Origin of the sequence: Burkholderia sp. NFPP32 (genome assembly GCF_900119325.1) — a bacterium.
Lineage (GTDB): Bacteria > Pseudomonadota > Gammaproteobacteria > Burkholderiales > Burkholderiaceae > Burkholderia > Burkholderia pyrrocinia_C.
In genome coordinates this window covers 40,228-56,903 of record NZ_FPJP01000028.1, presented here as the reverse complement: position 1 = coordinate 56,903, position 16,676 = coordinate 40,228, and the positions used below count along the sequence as shown (strand labels likewise).

Annotated in this window: 15 protein-coding genes; 1 reads left to right on the top strand and 14 read right to left on the bottom strand. The window is 66.9% G+C overall.

What is annotated here, in order from left to right:
* Positions 1-8 precede the first annotated feature (8 nt).
* From BT264_RS32520 to BT264_RS38715, 13 genes are all read right to left on the bottom strand, one after another.
* A complete protein-coding gene (locus tag BT264_RS32520) occupies positions 9-1,199 on the bottom strand; it encodes an O-succinylhomoserine sulfhydrylase (RefSeq protein ID WP_072444095.1) in 1,191 nt (396 codons plus the stop codon).
* Between the two features lie 247 nt (positions 1,200-1,446).
* Complete coding sequence (purF, locus tag BT264_RS32515) at positions 1,447-2,979, bottom strand: amidophosphoribosyltransferase (RefSeq protein ID WP_072444097.1); 1,533 nt, start codon at positions 2,977-2,979, stop codon at positions 1,447-1,449.
* Positions 2,980-3,030: 51 nt separating this feature from the next.
* Complete coding sequence (locus tag BT264_RS32510; protein ID WP_006491262.1) at positions 3,031-3,525, bottom strand: CvpA family protein; 495 nt, start codon at positions 3,523-3,525, stop codon at positions 3,031-3,033.
* Positions 3,526-3,531: 6 nt separating this feature from the next.
* Positions 3,532-4,368, bottom strand: a complete 837-nt coding sequence (locus tag BT264_RS32505; protein ID WP_072444099.1) for an SPOR domain-containing protein — start codon at positions 4,366-4,368, stop codon at positions 3,532-3,534.
* 29 nt (positions 4,369-4,397) lie between these two features.
* Positions 4,398-5,708 (bottom strand): bifunctional tetrahydrofolate synthase/dihydrofolate synthase, encoded by a 1,311-nt coding sequence (gene folC / locus BT264_RS32500; protein WP_072444101.1) that lies wholly within the window; start codon positions 5,706-5,708, stop codon positions 4,398-4,400.
* Positions 5,709-5,808: 100 nt separating this feature from the next.
* Positions 5,809-6,681 (bottom strand): acetyl-CoA carboxylase, carboxyltransferase subunit beta, encoded by an 873-nt coding sequence (accD, locus tag BT264_RS32495; protein ID WP_009691548.1) that lies wholly within the window; start codon positions 6,679-6,681, stop codon positions 5,809-5,811.
* 62 nt (positions 6,682-6,743) lie between these two features.
* Complete coding sequence (trpA, locus tag BT264_RS32490; protein ID WP_072444103.1) at positions 6,744-7,559, bottom strand: tryptophan synthase subunit alpha; 816 nt, start codon at positions 7,557-7,559, stop codon at positions 6,744-6,746.
* 42 nt (positions 7,560-7,601) lie between these two features.
* Positions 7,602-8,453, bottom strand: coding sequence for a DNA-methyltransferase (locus BT264_RS32485; protein WP_072444105.1), 852 nt, complete (start codon positions 8,451-8,453; stop codon positions 7,602-7,604).
* Between the two features lie 9 nt (positions 8,454-8,462).
* Complete coding sequence (gene trpB / locus BT264_RS32480) at positions 8,463-9,656, bottom strand: tryptophan synthase subunit beta (protein ID WP_034179990.1); 1,194 nt, start codon at positions 9,654-9,656, stop codon at positions 8,463-8,465.
* A gap of 54 nt (positions 9,657-9,710) precedes the next feature.
* On the bottom strand, positions 9,711-10,412 hold the full coding sequence (locus tag BT264_RS32475) for a phosphoribosylanthranilate isomerase (protein ID WP_072444107.1): 702 nt from the start codon (positions 10,410-10,412) through the stop codon (positions 9,711-9,713).
* Positions 10,409-11,221 carry a tRNA pseudouridine(38-40) synthase TruA gene (truA, locus tag BT264_RS32470; RefSeq protein WP_072444109.1) on the bottom strand — a complete coding sequence of 271 codons (813 nt, stop codon included), beginning with the start codon at positions 11,219-11,221 and terminating at the stop codon, positions 10,409-10,411. Before truA ends, BT264_RS32475 begins: the two co-directional genes overlap by 4 nt.
* The gene (locus BT264_RS32465) at positions 11,221-13,296 is read right to left on the bottom strand and encodes a FimV/HubP family polar landmark protein (protein ID WP_072444111.1); all 2,076 of its coding nucleotides are present in this window, start codon (positions 13,294-13,296) and stop codon (positions 11,221-11,223) included. Before BT264_RS32465 ends, truA begins: the two co-directional genes overlap by 1 nt.
* A gap of 686 nt (positions 13,297-13,982) precedes the next feature.
* Positions 13,983-14,180 (bottom strand): hypothetical protein, encoded by a 198-nt coding sequence (locus BT264_RS38715; protein WP_143155791.1) that lies wholly within the window; start codon positions 14,178-14,180, stop codon positions 13,983-13,985.
* 26 nt (positions 14,181-14,206) lie between these two features.
* Between BT264_RS38715 and flgE the strand changes: the two genes are divergently transcribed.
* Positions 14,207-15,451: a flagellar hook protein FlgE gene (gene flgE / locus BT264_RS32460; RefSeq protein ID WP_072444113.1), complete on the top strand. Its 1,245-nt coding sequence runs from the start codon at positions 14,207-14,209 to the stop codon at positions 15,449-15,451.
* Positions 15,452-15,553: 102 nt separating this feature from the next.
* Here flgE and asd read toward each other — a convergent pair whose 3' ends face one another.
* Complete coding sequence (gene asd, locus BT264_RS32455) at positions 15,554-16,675, bottom strand: aspartate-semialdehyde dehydrogenase (protein WP_034179994.1); 1,122 nt, start codon at positions 16,673-16,675, stop codon at positions 15,554-15,556.
* Position 16,676: the final 1 nt, after the last annotated feature.

Here is a 16,676-nt window from a genome sequence, read left to right as displayed (position 1 = left end):
CGCGTCGCTCAGCCCTCCAGGCCGCGCGCGAGATCGTTACGCAGGTCGCCCGCGTTCTCGAGGCCGACCGACAAGCGGATCAAACCTTCGGTGATCCCCGCCGCCGCGCGCGCTTCCGGCGTGATGCGGCCGTGCGTCGTGGTCGCCGGATGCGTGATCGTCGTGCGCGTATCGCCGAGGTTGCCGGTGATCGAGATCAGCTTCGTGTTGTCGATCACGCGCCATGCGTTCGCGCGCTGCTGCTCGGGCGTGTCGCCCTTCAGCTCGAACGACAGGATCGCGCCGCCCGCCTTCTGCTGGCGCTTCGCGAGTTCGTACTGCGGGTGCGACTCGAGGCCCGGATGAAACACGCGTGCCACCGCCGGATGCGAATCGAGCCAGCGCGCGATTTCCAGCGCGTTCGCCGATTGCTTCTCGACACGCAGCGACAGCGTCTCCATCCCCTTCAGCAGCACCCACGCGTTGAAGGCCGACAGCGTCGGGCCCGCGCTGCGCACGAACGGGAACACCTTGCCCATGATGAATTCCTTCGAGCCGACCAGCGCGCCGCCGAGCACGCGGCCCTGCCCGTCGAGGAATTTCGTCGCCGAGTGCATCACGACGTCCGCGCCAAGCTTCAGCGGCTGCTGCAGCACCGGGCTGCAGAAACAGTTGTCGACGACGAACAGCGCGTTGGCCTGCTTCGCGATCTTGCCGATCGCCTCGATGTCGGCGAGTTCGGTCAGCGGGTTCGACGGCGTCTCGAGGAAGAACATCTTCGTTTCGGGCCGCACGGCTTCCCGCCATGCGTTCAGGTCGGTCGGATCGACGAAGGTCGTCGTGATCCCGAACTTGCTGAAGATCTGCGAGAACATCCCGAGCGTCGAGCCGAACAGGCTGCGCGAGCTGACGAGGTGATCGCCCGCCTGCAGCGCGGACATCACGACCGACATGATCGCGGCCATCCCCGACGCGGTGGCGATGCACGCCTCGCCGCCCTCGAGCGCCGCGAGACGCTCCTGGAACATGGTGACGGTCGGGTTCGTGAAGCGCGAATAGGTGAAGTAGTCTTCCGAATTCGCGAAGCGCTCGGCCGCGTCGGCCGCGCTCTGGAAGCAGAAGCTCGACGTGAGGAACAGCGCTTCCGAGTGCTCGTTGAAGTCGCTGCGCAGCGTGCCCGCGCGCACGGCAAGCGTGTCGAAGTTGAGGGAGTCGTCCATGTTCCGTTTTCCGTATTCGATGGCCGCGCGTGTCGCGCCGGCCAAGTCAAAACCAGGCCAAAACAAAAAGCCCGCTATGCATCGGCATCAGCGGGCTTCGGGCGGTACGACAGCGATCGACTCGGGCCGACGACTGCCGCCGGCCTTCGCTTTAGCTGTTTTGGGAAGTCGCCCCGCGTCCGCAAGCTGATATCAAATCGACGCAAGGCCACATCCTATCACGCTTCGGCAAAAGCGTACGCCGGTGTCACTCGACCGACAGCTGCAGGTTCATCTGCGAGCGCCCGGTGTCGCCGGCCGTGTCGCGATCGGCCTGCGACGCCGGCGTGAGGCGCGCGCGCTCGATCGCGTCGAGATACTCGGGCGTCACGTCACCGGTGATGTAGTTGCCGTCGAAGCACGACGCCTCGAAGCCCTCGAGCTTCGGATTGATGTCGCGCACCGCGCGGCGCAGGTCGTCGACGTCCTGGTAGATCAGGTGATCCGCGCCGATGATCTTCGCGACTTCGTCGTCGGTACGGCCGTGCGCGACGAGCTCGCCGCGCGTCGGCATGTCGATGCCGTACACGTTCGGGAACTTCACGGGCGGCGCCGCCGACGCGAAGATCACCGACTTCGCGCCCGCATCGCGCGCCATCTGCACGATCTCATGCGAGGTCGTGCCGCGCACGATCGAATCGTCGACGATCAGCACGTGCTTGTCCTTGAACTCGATGCTCATCGCGTTGAGCTTCTGGCGCACCGACTTCTTGCGCACGGCCTGCCCCGGCATGATGAACGTACGGCCGACGTAGCGGTTCTTGAAGAAGCCTTCGCGATACTCGACGCCGAGCTTCGCTGCGACCTGCATCGCGGCCGGGCGCGACGAATCGGGAATCGGCATCACGACGTCGATCGGCACGTTCGGCAGCTCGCGCTTGATCTTCTCCGCGAGATAGTCGCCCATGCGCAGGCGCACGTTGTAGACGGGCACACCGTCGAGGCACGAATCCGGACGCGCGAGGTACACGTATTCGAACATGCACGGATTCAGCGTCGGCTGCTCCGCGCATTGCTGGCTGTGGAAGTTGCCGGCCGGGTCGATGAAGATCGCCTCGCCCGGCTGCACGTCGCGCACGAATTCGAAACCGATGCCTTCGACCGCGACCGACTCCGACGCGACCATCCACTCGGTGCCGTGCTCGGTTTCGAGCTTGCCGATGCAGAGCGGGCGGATGCCGAACGGATCGCGGAACGCGAGCAGGCCGTAGCCGGCGATCAGCGACACGATCGCATACGAGCCCTGCAGGCGGCGATGGACGCCCGAGACCGCCTTGAACACCGAGGCCGGATCGAGCTCGAGGCCCGTGGTCGACAGTTGCAGCTCGTGCGCGAACACGTTGAGCAGCACTTCGCTGTCGGAATTGGTGTTGATGTGCCGGCGGTCGATCCGGAACATCTCGTCCTTCAGTTGCTGCCAGTTCGTCAGGTTGCCGTTGTGCGCGAGGATGATCCCGAACGGCGCGTTCACGTAGAACGGCTGCGCCTCGGCCTCGCTCGACGCCGAACCGGCCGTCGGGTAGCGCACCTGGCCGATGCCGTAGGTGCCGGGCAGGCTGCGCATGTTGCGCGTGCGAAACACGTCGCGCACCATGCCGTTCGCCTTGTACATGTGGAAATTGCTGCCGTCCGCCGTCGCGATGCCCGCTGCGTCCTGACCGCGATGCTGCAGCAGCAGCAAGCTGTCATAGATCAGCTGGTTGACCGGAGATTGGGAGATAACGCCTACGATGCCGCACATGGCATGTCCTTCAGAATGACAAAATCGGTTACGTCCTGCCCGGCCGCGTCGTCACACGCGTACGTACTGGGCCATGCCGTCGGGCAGGAGCTGCTTCAGCTCGTGCACGCCCTGTTCGGCGAAAGGACGCAATAGCGCATTGCGCCAGAAATCCTGTTTGGGCAGTTCGGTCAGCCCGGCCGCCGCGACCAGCAGCACCACCAGCACACAGCCGCGGACGAGCCCGAACATCATGCCCAGCGAGCGGTCGACGCCGCCCAGGCCGCTCGCCTGCGCGATCCGCGACAGCAGCGCGTTCGCGACGCCGGCGACCAGTACCACACCGATCACGACCAACGCGAAGGCGATCACCCACTGCGTCAGCGCGCCGCCCGGCCAGTTCGCCGGAATGTACGGCACGACCAGCCCGACGTAGCGACCGGCGATCACGATCGCCGCGATCCAGCCGATCAGCCCGAAAATCTCCGACACGAAGCCGCGCCACGCACCGCGCAGCGCCGACAACACGATCACCGCCAATACAGCGTAGTCGAAAGCGGTCAGCATCGTGCGTTACTGCGTCAGGCCGGCTTCGCGCACCTTCGCGATCGCGGCGGACGCCGCCGCTCGATCCGCGAACGGGCCGGCACGCAACAGTGTAGCCGTGCCACCGTCTGCCTGCTTGCGATGCTCGACATATGCGGGCACACCCGCCGATTTCAACTTGGTCGCCCACGAACGGGCCGTCGCGTCATCCTTGAACGAACCGAGCTGCACCGCGAAGCGCGCACCGGCCGGCGACGACGGCGACGATGCATCGCCGCTGTCCGGGCTCGCGGCGTCGGCATTCGCGACGGTCGCGGGCGCCGGCTTCGGCGCGGCCGGTTTCGCCGCGGGAGCAGCCGGCTTCGGCGCGGGCTTCGGCGGCGTCACGCTCGCCGTGGTCGTCGTATCGGGTTTCGCGGCCGGCTTGGCGGCATCCTTCGGCGCAGGCGCCGGGACCGCCGCGACGGCGGTGTCGGATGCCGGCGGCTCGTCGTGCGCGACGCCTGCCTGCACGTCGGACGCGTCGTCGTCACGCGGCGCGACTGCCTGGTGCGCGGGCCGGTTCGGGATGTCGATCGCGATGTCGTCCGTCACCGGCTTCGGGTGCGAATCGAGCACCATCGGCAGCACGATCACGGCGGCCACGACGAGCGCGATCGCGCCGACGAGGCGACGGCGCGCGCGTTGCTTTTCTGGAAGGGTCGGATCGAGGAGCAGCGCGTCCGACTCCGGACGCTCGGTGCGGCGCGGGCGCCGCTCGACGCGTTCAGTGCGCTCCGTGCGCACGTTCCGGGAGGTCCCGGTGCGACCGCCGCGCCGCGTGGGCGCGTCGTCGTCTTTTTTGCCGAACGAGAAAATTCCCATGAATGGCTGAGTCCGAAACTGCCCGTCAGTCAGTGTTGCTGCGATTTACGGTAGGCCAGCACGCCGGCAACCGTATGGAAACTGCCGAAAATCACGATTCTATCATTCTCGGATGCTCTTTTTAGCGCATCGCGAAACGCTTCGGCGGGCGACGCGTAACGCGTCACGCTCGAATCGGGCCCCTCCTCCACGCCGGCCTTGCGCAGCGCGGCTTCGAGCTGCTCCGAGGAGGCCGCGCGCGGCAGCGGCAGGTCGGTCACGCACCAGTGGTCGATCTCGCCCTTCAGGTGCCGCAACACGCCGTCGATGTCCTTGTCGTGCATCGCGCCGAACACCGCGTACGTGTACGGGAAAAAGCCCATGTTGCCGAGATTCTGCTCGAGCACGGCCGCCGCGTGCGGGTTGTGCGCGACGTCGAGCACGATCGCCGGCTTGCCGGGCAGCACCTGGAAGCGCCCCGGCAGCTCGACGTTCGCGAGCCCGAGCCGGATGTCCTGCGCGGATACCGGCAGCACCGGGCGCAGCGCTTCGAGCGCGGCGAGCGCGGCCGATGCATTGATCAGTTGATTCGCGCCGCGCAGCGCCGGATACGCGAGCGCCGGATAGCGCTTCTCGCGGCCGAGGTAGCTCCACTGCTGGCGCTCCGCGCCCGCCTGCGCCTCGTAGCGGAAATCGCGGCCGACGAGCCACAGGTCGGCGCCGATCGCTTCGGCGTGGTCGACAAGCGTCTGCGGCGCGGCCGGATCGCCGCAGATCGCCGGCTTGCCCGCGCGGAAGATCCCGGCCTTCTCGAACGCGATCTTCTCGCGCGTGTCGCCGAGGTATTCGGTGTGGTCGATGTCGATGCTCGTGACGATCGCGCAATCGGCATCGATGATGTTGACCGCATCGAGCCGGCCGCCGAGGCCGACTTCGAGGATTACCGCGTCGAGCCCACGCGATGCGAACAGATGCAGGATCGCGAGCGTCGTGAATTCGAAGTACGTGAGCGACACCGGTTCCGGCAGCGACGTGCGTGCGGCTTCGACGGCCTCGAAGTGCGGCAGTAGTTCGTCGTCGGTGACGTTCTGCCCGTTCACGCGCGCGCGCTCGTTGAATTCGAGCAGGTGCGGCGACGTGTGGCAGCCGATCTTGTAGCCCGCGCGCAGCAGTATCGTCTCGAGGAACGCGCAGGTCGAGCCCTTGCCGTTCGTGCCGCCGACGGTGATGACGGGGCACGCGAATTCGAGCTGCAGCGCCGCCTTGACCTGCCCGATGCGGGTCAGGCCCATGTCGATGCCGACCGGGTGCGCGCGTTCGAGGTGCGAAAGCCACGCGTCGAGAGTGGGAAAAGTGCTCATCGGATCAAATCTGGATCGGTATCGCCACTACGCAAAAAAACGAAGCGCGCCGCCTGACGCTGAAGCCAGGCGACGCGCAGAGTTCACCACCTCGCGCCGGTCAGGCCAGCGCGTCGGCCGGCTGTCGCTGCAGCAGCGCGAGCAGCTGCGCGATCTCGTCGCGCATCTTGCGGCGGTCGACGATCATGTCGATCGCGCCCGTCTTCAGCAGGAATTCGGCGCGCTGGAAGCCTTCCGGCAGCTTCTCGCGGACCGTCTGCTCGATCACGCGCGGGCCGGCGAAGCCGATCAGCGCCTTCGGTTCGGCGATCACGACGTCGCCGAGGAACGCGAAGCTCGCCGACACGCCGCCCATCGTCGGATCGGTCAGCACCGAGATGAACGGCAGCTTCGCTTCGGCCAGCTTGGTCAGCATCGCAGTGGTTTTCGCCATCTGCATCAGCGACAGCAGGCTTTCCTGCATCCGTGCGCCACCCGACGCCGTGAAGCAGATGAACGGCACGTGCTGTTCCAGCGCGTTCTGCGCGCCGCGCGCGAAGCGCTCGCCGACGACCGAGCCCATCGAGCCGCCCATGAACGAGAACTCGAAGCAGGCCGCGACGACGGGCAGCGTGTGGATCGCACCGCCCATCACGACCATCGCGTCGGTCTCGCCCGTCTCGTCCATCGCTTCCTTCAGACGATCGGGGTACTTGCGGCTGTCCTTGAACTTCAGCGAGTCGACCGGCACGATTTCCTGGCCGATTTCGTAGCGGCCTTCCGGATCGAGCAGCCCGTCGAGGCGCTCACGCGCACCGATGCGCATGTGGTGATCGCACTTCGGGCACACGTGCAGGTTCGCGTCCACGTCGTTGCGGTACAGCACGGCCTCGCAGGACGGGCACTTGACCCACAGGCCTTCCGGAATGCCCTTGCGGCTTTTCGGGTCGGTCTGCTTGATCTTCGGCGGCAACAGTTTGTCGAGCCAGCTCATCGTATGGTTTCCTGTTCCGTGGCGGGCCGGGCCGCATGGCCCGCCCGCTCCCTGTGTTGTGTTTATCGCGCCGCCTTGCCCGCGCCGTCCAGCGCGGCACGCAGGTCGGCGATGAACGCCTTCAGCGCGGCGGCGGCGCCTTCCGGCGCAGCGCTTTCGAGCAGTTGCACGAGGCGGCTGCCGATCACGACGGCGTCCGACACCTCGGCCACCGCGCGCGCCGTTTCGGCGTCGCGGATGCCGAAGCCGACGCCCACCGGAACCGGCACGCGCGACTTGATGGCCGGGATTTTACCCGCAATGCTCGAAACATCCAGATTTCCCGCGCCGGTCACACCCTTGAGCGACACGTAATACACGTAGCCGCTCGCGATCTTGCCGACGTCGGCGATGCGTTCGTCGGTCGACGTAGGCGCGAGCAGGAAGATCGGATCGATCTGCGCGGCGCGCATTTTTTCGGCGAATACGCCCGCCTCTTCCGGCGGATAGTCGACGACGAGCACGCCGTCGACGCCGGCCGCCTGCGCTTCGGCCGCGAACGCGTCGACGCCCATCCGCTCGATCGGGTTCGCATAGCCCATCAGCACGACCGGGGTTTTCGCATCGGTTTCGCGGAAGCGCTTCACGTCGGCGAGCACGCTCTTCAGCGTGACGCCGCGCGCGAGCGCGCGTTCCGACGAGCGCTGGATCACGGGGCCGTCGGCCATCGGGTCCGAGAACGGCACGCCGAGTTCGATCACGTCCGCGCCGCCTTCGGCGAGCGCGTGCATGAATTCGACGGTCTTCGCGGGATCGGGGTCGCCGGCCGTGATGAACGGGATCAGGCCCTTTCGGCCTTGTTCGGCGAGCGCGGCAAAGGTCTGCTGAATACGGGACATGGCAATTTTCCTAGGATTCGTTCGGCGATGCGGCGGCGCGATTCACGCGCATGCCGGTGCGGCGAGCGCGCTCACGCGCTCGTGCGCGATCGCACAATAACTTTCGTTGATCTCGTAGCCGACGAAGTCGCGCCCCTGCCGTGCGCAGGCCACCGCGGTCGTGCCGCTGCCCATGAACGGATCGAGCACGCGGCCGCCCGGCGGGCAGCTCGCGAGCACCATCCGCTCGACGATTTCCAGCGGCTTCTGGGTCGGATGATCGACGCGCTCCGCGTGCTGCCGGTGCAGGCGCGAAACCGACCAGACGTCCTTCGGGTTGTAGCCCATCTCCAGCCACTTGCTGCCTTCGAACAGCTTGCGCGAGCGGGCCTTCTTCGTGTCGGCGTCGTACGGGATGCGGACCGGATCGAGATCGAAGTAATACGCCTTGGAAACCGCGAAAAAACCGATGTTGTCATGCACCGACGTGAAACGGCGCGTCGTGCCGCCCATGCTCGGCACGCGCCGGTCCCAGATGATCTCGTTGACCATCGTGAGCTTCGTCTTCAGGAAACTGAAGATTTCCGGCGCGTACTGCCATGTGCAGAAGATGTACATCGACCCGCTCGGCTTGAGCTTCGGAATCGCGAGCTCGAGCCACTCGCGCGTCCACGCGAGAAACACGTCGCCCGAACGCTTGTCCGAGTCGTTGCCGTAGTCCTTGCCGAGCCCGTACGGCGGATCGGCGACGATCAGGTCGATCGACGCATCCGGCAGGTTCGCGGCATCGGTCAGGAAATCGCGGTTATGCAGTTCGATACCGGACGGCAGCGCGCGCGGCACGACGACGGCCGGCTGAACCGCCTCCGCCTCGCTCGCGGCACCGCCGCCCGGCTCTTCGATCAGGTCGCGCATCGGTCGGGGTCAGAGCTCGATGCCCGATCGCTCGGCGACCGTGTGCATGTCCTTGTCGCCGCGGCCCGACAGGTTGACGAGCAGAATCTTGTCCTTTGGTAACGTCGGCGCGAGCTTCACGCCATACGCGATCGCGTGGCTCGACTCGAGCGCGGGAATGATCCCCTCGATCCGGCAGCAGTCGTGGAACGCCTTCAGCGCTTCCTCGTCGGTGATCCCGACGTACTGCGCGCGGCCGCTGTCCTTCAACCATGCGTGCTCGGGGCCGACACCCGGATAATCGAGGCCCGCCGACACCGAGTGCGTCTCGATGATCTGGCCGTTGTCGTCCTGCAGCAGGTACGTGCGGTTGCCGTGCAGCACGCCCGGGCTGCCGGCGATCAGCGATGCCGCGTGATGGCCGGTGTCGAGCCCGTCACCGGCCGCTTCGACGCCGATCAGCTGCACCGACGCATCGTCGATATACGGATAGAAGATGCCCATCGCGTTCGAGCCGCCGCCGACGCAGGCGATCACCGCGTCCGGCTGCCGGCCCGCGAGCTCGGGCATTTGCACCTTGCACTCGTCGCCGATCACGCGCTGGAAGTCGCGCACCATCATCGGATACGGGTGCGGGCCCGCAACCGTGCCGATGATGTAGAACGTGCTCTCGATGTTCGTGACCCAGTCGCGCATCGCTTCGTTCAGCGCGTCCTTCAGCGTGCGCGAACCCGACTCGACCGGCACGACCGTCGCACCGAGCAGCTTCATCCGATAGACGTTCGCGGCCTGCCGGCGCACATCCTCGGAACCCATGTAGACGACGCACTCCATCCCGAAGCGCGCGCAGATCGTCGCGGTCGCGACGCCGTGCTGGCCGGCGCCCGTCTCGGCGATCACGCGCTTCTTGCCCATGCGCTTCGCGAGCAGCGCCTGGCCGATCACGTTGTTGATCTTGTGCGCGCCCGTGTGGTTCAGGTCCTCGCGCTTCAGGTAGATCTGCGCGCCGCCGAGCGTCTCGCTCCAGCGCTGCGCGTGGTAGATCGGCGACGGACGGCCGACGAAATGCTTCAGCTCGCGCTCGAATTCGGCGACGAAGTCGGGATCGTGCTGGAATTTTTCATACGCCGCGCGCAGTTCGTCCAGTGCGTGAATCAGCGTCTCGGCGACGAACGTGCCGCCATACGGGCCGAAGTGGCCGCGAGCATCAGGAAGGTTGTACATGGTGTCTCTCTCGATCGGTCGATGCGCCCGCTTTCGGGGCCGCACCGGCTTGCATCACCCGGCGTCCGCTGCGCGCACCGCGCGTACGAACGCCGCCATCCGGGCGTGATCCTTCACGCCCTTCGCGCCCTCCACTTCGATGCCACTCGAGACATCGACAGCAAACGGGCGCAACTGGCGGATCGCATCACCGACGTTTTGCGCGCTCAAGCCACCACTCAAAACGGCCCGATGCGCGAGCTCTGCGGGAATAAGAGACCAATCGAAGACCTTGCCGCTACCGCCGTAGTCCGGCACCAGGGTGTCGAACAGGAGGCCGCGCGCTTTCGAATAATGAAGAGCCGATTCTACCAAATCGGACGGCTGCGTCGAGGGGCCGACGCGCACTGCGCGCAACCACGGCAGGTGTGCCACGCGGCCGAGCGCGTCGCATTGCTCCGGCGTCTCGTCGCCATGGAACTGCAGCAGCGTGAGCGGCACGTCGCGCACGACGGCTTCGATCTCGGCTGGGGTCGCATTCACGAACAGCCCGACCACCGACACGAACGGCGGCGCGAGGCGCGCGAGCTCGGCCGCCTGCGCGATCGTCACCGCGCGCGGGCTCTTCGGGTAGAACACGAGGCCGATCGCATCGGCGCCGAGCGCCGCCGCGTGCAGCACGTCCTCGGGACGCGACAGCCCGCACAGCTTGATGCGCGTGCGCGGCGGCAGGCCGGCCGCGGAGGAAGTCGAGGGAGACACGGCGTGATCCGTCATGATTGCGGGTCCAGATCGGCCCAGACGCTGCTCCACGGCACGCTGCCGAGCTGCGCGGGCGGGACGGCGAATTCCGCCGGGTAGCCGACGTGGGCGAGATACAGCCCGTCGGCCATGAACGTGGGCGCCGCGAGGTTGCGGTCGCACCCTGCCAGCACGTCGGCGACCCAGTCGGCCGGATAGCGGCCGCGGCCGACCGCGACGAGGCAGCCCATCAGGTTGCGCACCATGTGGTGCAGGAACGCGTTGGCGCGGAAGCGGAAATGGATGAAATGGCCCGCGCGCCGCACGTCGATCCGGTACAGGTGTTTGACCGGCGTCTTCGACTGGCATTCCGACGACCGGAATGACGAGAAATCGTGCTCGCCGATCAGGTGCGCAGCGGCGGCGCGCATCGCGTCGTCGTCGAGCGGCGTATGGATCCAGCCCGCGCGCCCGGCCAGCATCGGCGAGCGCACGGGGTGCACGTACAGCACGTAGTAATAGGTGCGCTCGAACGCCGAGAAACGCGCGTGGAACGTCTCCGGCATCGGCTTCGCCCATTGCACCGATACGGTCGACGGCAGGAACGCGTTGGTACCGCGCACCCACGAGAATGCCTCGCGGTCGAGATCCGTATCGAAGTGCACGACCTGCCCGAGCCCGTGCACGCCGGTGTCGGTCCGCCCGGCCACCGTCGTATGCAGCGGCACCCGCGCGAACTCGGCCAGCGCATGCTCGAGTGCGTTTTGCACGGTCTTGCCGTGCGGCTGCGCCTGCCAGCCGCAGAATGCCGCGCCGTCGTACTGAATGCCCAGCGCGATCCGCATCACGCCTCGTCCGCGAGTTTCGCGAGCAGCGCGCGTGCATCGTCGCGCGTCGCGGCGTCGTTCGCGTCGACCACTTCCTGCAGCAGCGTCCGCGCGCCGGACAGGTCGCCCAGTTCGACGTACTCGGCCGCGAGGTCGAGCTTGTTGCGCGCGATACGCGCGAGTTCGTCCGGCGTGAGCGCGGGCAGCGCGGCGCCCGGCGCGGACGGCAAGTCGAGGTCGAAATCGAGCTTCAGCGCGCCGAACTGCGCGCCGCCGAGCGGTGGCAGCAACAACGTCGAGGACGGGCTGCCCACGTGGGCAGCCGGTGTCGTCGCGTCCGGATCCCATTCGAACTCGTCGTCCTGGTCGGCCGGATGCTCCGGGGCCGGATCGTTTGAGCCATTTGGCGGGCGCAACGCGGATTGACCGTTAGTTGCGATTTTGTCGGCGTCGGACTGCCCTGCTCGTGCAACCGGCTCGTCCGCGGCCAGCGACGGATCGTCCTGCATGCGCGGCGGCAGCGGCATGTCGAGGCTGCCGAGCGCGCTGATCGCGTTCTGCATCAGCGCCGCGTGCTGCGTTTCGGTCGCCGAAGGCTCGGCGGGGGTCTCGGCGGGCTTGTCGGCGGCCGCCTGTTCTACCGGTTCTGCATCGTGCGGGGCCGTGGCCGGAGCCGAAGCCACGTCGTTCTCCGGCGGTACTGCGGCGTGGGCAGGCGCAGGCGGCAATTCAGGCTGGTCGTCATGCGGCTTCGTTACTTCGAGCGTCGGCGATGCATCCGCCTCAGGCGGCTCGACCGTCTCCGCCGCTGCGGCAGTCGCCGCGGCGAGGTTCATGTCGGCGGCCGCGTCGCGGGCGACCGGCATCTCTGGCCGGATCGGCAGTTCGCGTTCGATGGACGGCGCTGCTTCTGCTTCGGCAGCGGCTGCAGCCGTCGTGCCCGCATCGTCCGTGTGCCGGCCCTTCCGGCGCTTGCGCCACGCGAACCCGGCCGCGAGGACGATCACGGCCGCGCCGGCCGCTGCGACCGGACGCCAGTCCATCTGCTCCGCAGCGCGCGCAGGCGCCGTCACGGGTGCGACCGGCTGCGCGGGCGCCGATGCCGGCTGCGCAGCGCTGCCGGCCACGCCGGACGCCGCTTCGGCTGCCGGCGATGCGGCAGACGACGCGCCCGCATCGTTCGCGGTCGGACGCGGCGCGGCAGGCGCCGGTGCCGGCGCGACGTTGTTCGTCGCGGCCGGCTTGCCGATGCCGTGCTTCTGCAACTCCATCAGCACGCGATTCTTCAATGCCAGCAGTTGCTGCAGGCTCGACGGCCGCGGCTGCGATGCACCCGTGGCGGGTGCCGCACGGGCCGGTTCGTTCGCGCCCGAAACCTGGCTGCCCGGCGCAGGCTGGGCAGCGGCCTCGCTCGCGGACGACGGCGCCGACTGGATCGCGCCGCTCCACACATGCGGGCCGCTGGCGCCGGCAGCAGGCGCCGCCGGCTGCGTGTTTTCGACAGCCGACGCGCCGTGTGCAGCCGAAGCGCCTGCCGAAGCAGACGCCCCCGCTGCCGTCGCGACGCTCGCACCGCTCACCGGTGCCGCATGCACGGCCGGCGCCACCGGCGCGGATTGCACGGCCGACCCCGAATGCGGCGCGGACGCACCGGGCTGCGCGAGCGCCGCACCGCCCGACGCGGCAGCGGGCGCGGAGGCAGCCGCCGCACCGGATGCGCCAAGCGCACTGGCCGGCGCAAGCGCCGCGCCCGTTGCGTCGAGCGCGGGCACGGTCAGCGTCGCGCCGACTTTCAGGCGGCTCGCGTCGCGCCTCATGAACGCCTGCGGATTGGCGTCGAACAGCGCGCGGCCGGCGCGCGCGAGCACGCCCGGATCATGCGATTGCGTCGCCGCTTTCGCGATGTCGTTCAACGACTGGCCCGGCTGGACCGTCACGGTAAGCGGCGCGGCGGCGCCGGCAGCAGACGCCGGCAGTTCGCCTGTGCTGGTCGCCCAGGCCGACGCGGCTGCGCCGAGCGCCAGAATCGCCAGCGCGCCACGCACGGCGCGCGACAGACGGGACTGACGCGGAAACAAGGAAATTCGGGACATCGTAGGCTCTATCTCCGCGCGCGGGCGCGGCTCGGATTCGCGGTTGGAAGCGTCAATAAAGTTGCCGCAGAAATGCAAAAGCGTCGCGCGGAACGCGACGCTTTCGGCTGGTCTGTGCGTCGTAACCGCGTAGTTTACTTCACGTGCTCGCGTTCGGGCCGAATTCATCGGCTGCGGGTGCAACCGGCCGCGCTCGCACGTCGCGGCGCACGCAGCGATCGCGTCGGGCTGCCGCACGGGTCGCGCACTGCAGCCGGCGCGCCGGATCGACCGAAAGGACAGGTATCAACGAATGAAATCCTTTCGACAACATCTCATCCGGAACGAATGGCAAGGCTTTACGCCGCGCCGCCGCCCTTCCTCGCGCCAAACGATGCGATGCAGGAACGGCCGCGCAAGCGGTTCGGCGCTTCCACGTTTCCGCCGGCCGGTTCCGGCGCCGAACCACGGCCGGGGTAATCGAGCGCATTCGCTCAACAATTCGCGTCACCTGCCGTTAATTGATTAACAGCCGCCATTTTCAAATACCCCCGCCGCCCCGCCGATCTCATTCAAATCAATTTCAATTGAACGATAAGAAGTCAATTCTCACCTCTTATCGTCCAATTGAAAATTCATCCCGCCAAATCCCCGCCCCGCAAGGCTTTCAGACCTGACAGCACGGCCAATTACCCATACAAAAGCGATCATTTCGACAGTAATTCAATCACATTACACAAAATTACACAGATCAAATAATTGCTGTCGCTACGATCGACTTCAAACAGGAATCGGCGCAATCCGGCCATTGCGCTCGCACATGCCGGAAAGGCGGGACCGCGATCGGCCGGGTTGACGCCGTGAGACGCCAGAGGGTCATCGCGCAGTTGCAAGACTGCATTCACTCACCAGCTCGTTACGGGGATCGAACATGGGCTATCAGCAGGGTTTGAGCGGGTTGGCCGGCGCGTCGAGCAATCTCGACGTGATCGGCAACAATATCGCGAACGCAAACACGACCGGCTTCAAGCAGGGCCGCGCGAACTTCTCCGACATGTATGCAAATTCGGTCGCGACGTCGGTCAATACGCAGATCGGCATCGGCACGAGGCTCGCGTCGGTGCAGCAGCAATTCGGCCAGGGCACGATCAATTCGACCCACTCGTCGCTGGACATCGCGATCAACGGCAACGGCTTCTTCCAGATGTCGAGCAACGGCGCGACGACGTACTCGCGCGACGGCACGTTCCACCGCGACAAGACCGGCGCCATCGTCGACTCGCAAGGCCGCAACCTGATGGGCTATGCGGCAGGCGCGGGCGGCGTGATCAACACCGCGCAGACCGTGCCACTGCAGGCGCCGACCAACAACATCGCGCCGCAGGCGACGAGCAAGATCGCCGGCCAGTTCAACCTGAACTCGCAGGACAAGGTGCCGGCCAAGACGCCGTTCAACGCGAGCGACAACACGACGTACAACTACAATTCGTCGATCCAGGTCTACGACACGCTCGGCGGCTCGCAGCAGGTCACGATGTATTTCGCGAAAAGCGCGGCCGGCACCTGGCAGGCCTATGCGGGCGTACAGGGCCAGACGCCGACGAATCTCGGCACCGTCACGTTCGATGCATCGGGCCGGATCAGCTCGACGACATCGGCCGCCACCGGCCAGCCGACGCCGAGCCTCGGTCAGTTCGCGTTCTCGATCCCCAACACGACGGGCGGCGCCAACCCGCAGAACCTGACGCTCGACCTGAGCGGCACGACGCAGTACGGCGGGAAGAACGGCGTAAACAACCTCGCGCAGGACGGCTTCGCGAGCGGCACGCTGACGACGTTCTCGATCGGCACCGACGGCAAGCTGACCGGCAACTACTCGAACGGCCAGAGCGCGGTGCTCGGCCTGATCGCGCTCGCGAACTTCAACAACCCGAACGGGCTCGTGAACATCGGCGGCAACCAGTATGCGGAGACCGCCGCGTCGGGCGTGCCGCAGATCTCCGCGCCGGGCAGCACGAACCACGGCACGCTGCAGGGCAGCGCGCTGGAAAACTCGAACGTCAACCTGACGACCGAGCTCGTGAACCTGATCACCGCGCAGCGCAATTACCAGGCCAACGCGCAGACGATCAAGACCCAGCAGACGGTCGACCAGACGCTGCTGAACCTGCGCTGATCCACGCATGAAAAACGCGCCGCGCCAGCCTTGACATCATCAAGGCCGACGCGGCGCATCATCTTGTGCAGCCCGGCCCGCAGGCCGGACCGGCAAGCAGGCTTACTTGTCGAGCAGGATGCGCAGCATGCGGCGCAGCGGCTCGGCCGCGCCCCACAGCAGCTGATCGCCGACCGTGAATGCCGACAGGTATTCGCCGCCCATCGCGAGCTTGCGCAGGCGGCCGACCGGCACCGTCAGCGTGCCGGTGATCTTCGCCGGCGACAGGTCGCGCATCGACGCTTCACGCTCGTTCGGCACGACCTTCACCCAGTCGTTCGCCGAGGCGAGGATGCCGTTGATCTCGTCGAGCGGCACATCCTTGTTCAGCTTGATCGTCAGCGCCTGCGAGTGGCAGCGCATTGCGCCGATCCGCACGCACAGGCCGTCGACCGGGATCGAACCCGGCTCGCCCATCGCCGGCTTGCCGAGAATCTTGTTGGTTTCCGCGCCGCCCTTCCACTCTTCCTTCGACATCCCGTTGCCGAGATCCTTGTCGATCCACGGGATCAGCGAGCCGGCGAGCGGCACGCCGAAGTTGCTGGTCGGCATCGCGTCGCTGTTCATCGCGGCCAGCACGCGGCGGTCGATGTCGAGAATCGCGGAAGCCGGATCGGCGAGCTGTTCCTGCACCGCGCCGTTCAGCGTGCCCATCTGCGACAGCAACTCGCGCATGTTCTGCGCGCCCGCGCCCGATGCGGCCTGGTAGGTCATCGCCGTCATCCAGTCGACGAGGTTCTCGCGGAACAGGCCGCCGAGCGCCATCAGCATCAGGCTGACCGTACAGTTGCCGCCGACGAAGTTCTTCGTGCCCTTGACGAGCGCGTCCTTGATCACGTCGAGGTTGACCGGATCGAGGATGATGACGGCGTCGTCGTTCATCCGCAGCGACGATGCCGCATCGATCCAGTAGCCGTTCCAGCCGGCCGCGCGCAGCTTCGGGAACACGTCGTTCGTGTAGTCGCCGCCCTGGCACGTGATGATCACGTCGCACTTCTTCAGCTCGTCGACGTTGGTCGCGTCCTTGAGCGTAGTCTCGTTTTTCGCGAACGACGGCGCCTTGCCACCCGTGTTGCTGGTGCTGAAAAACACCGGTTCGATCAGGTCGAAATCGCCCTCTTCCTGCATGCGCTGCATCAGGACGCTGCCGACCATGCCGCGCCAACCTACGAGACCTACGTTCATG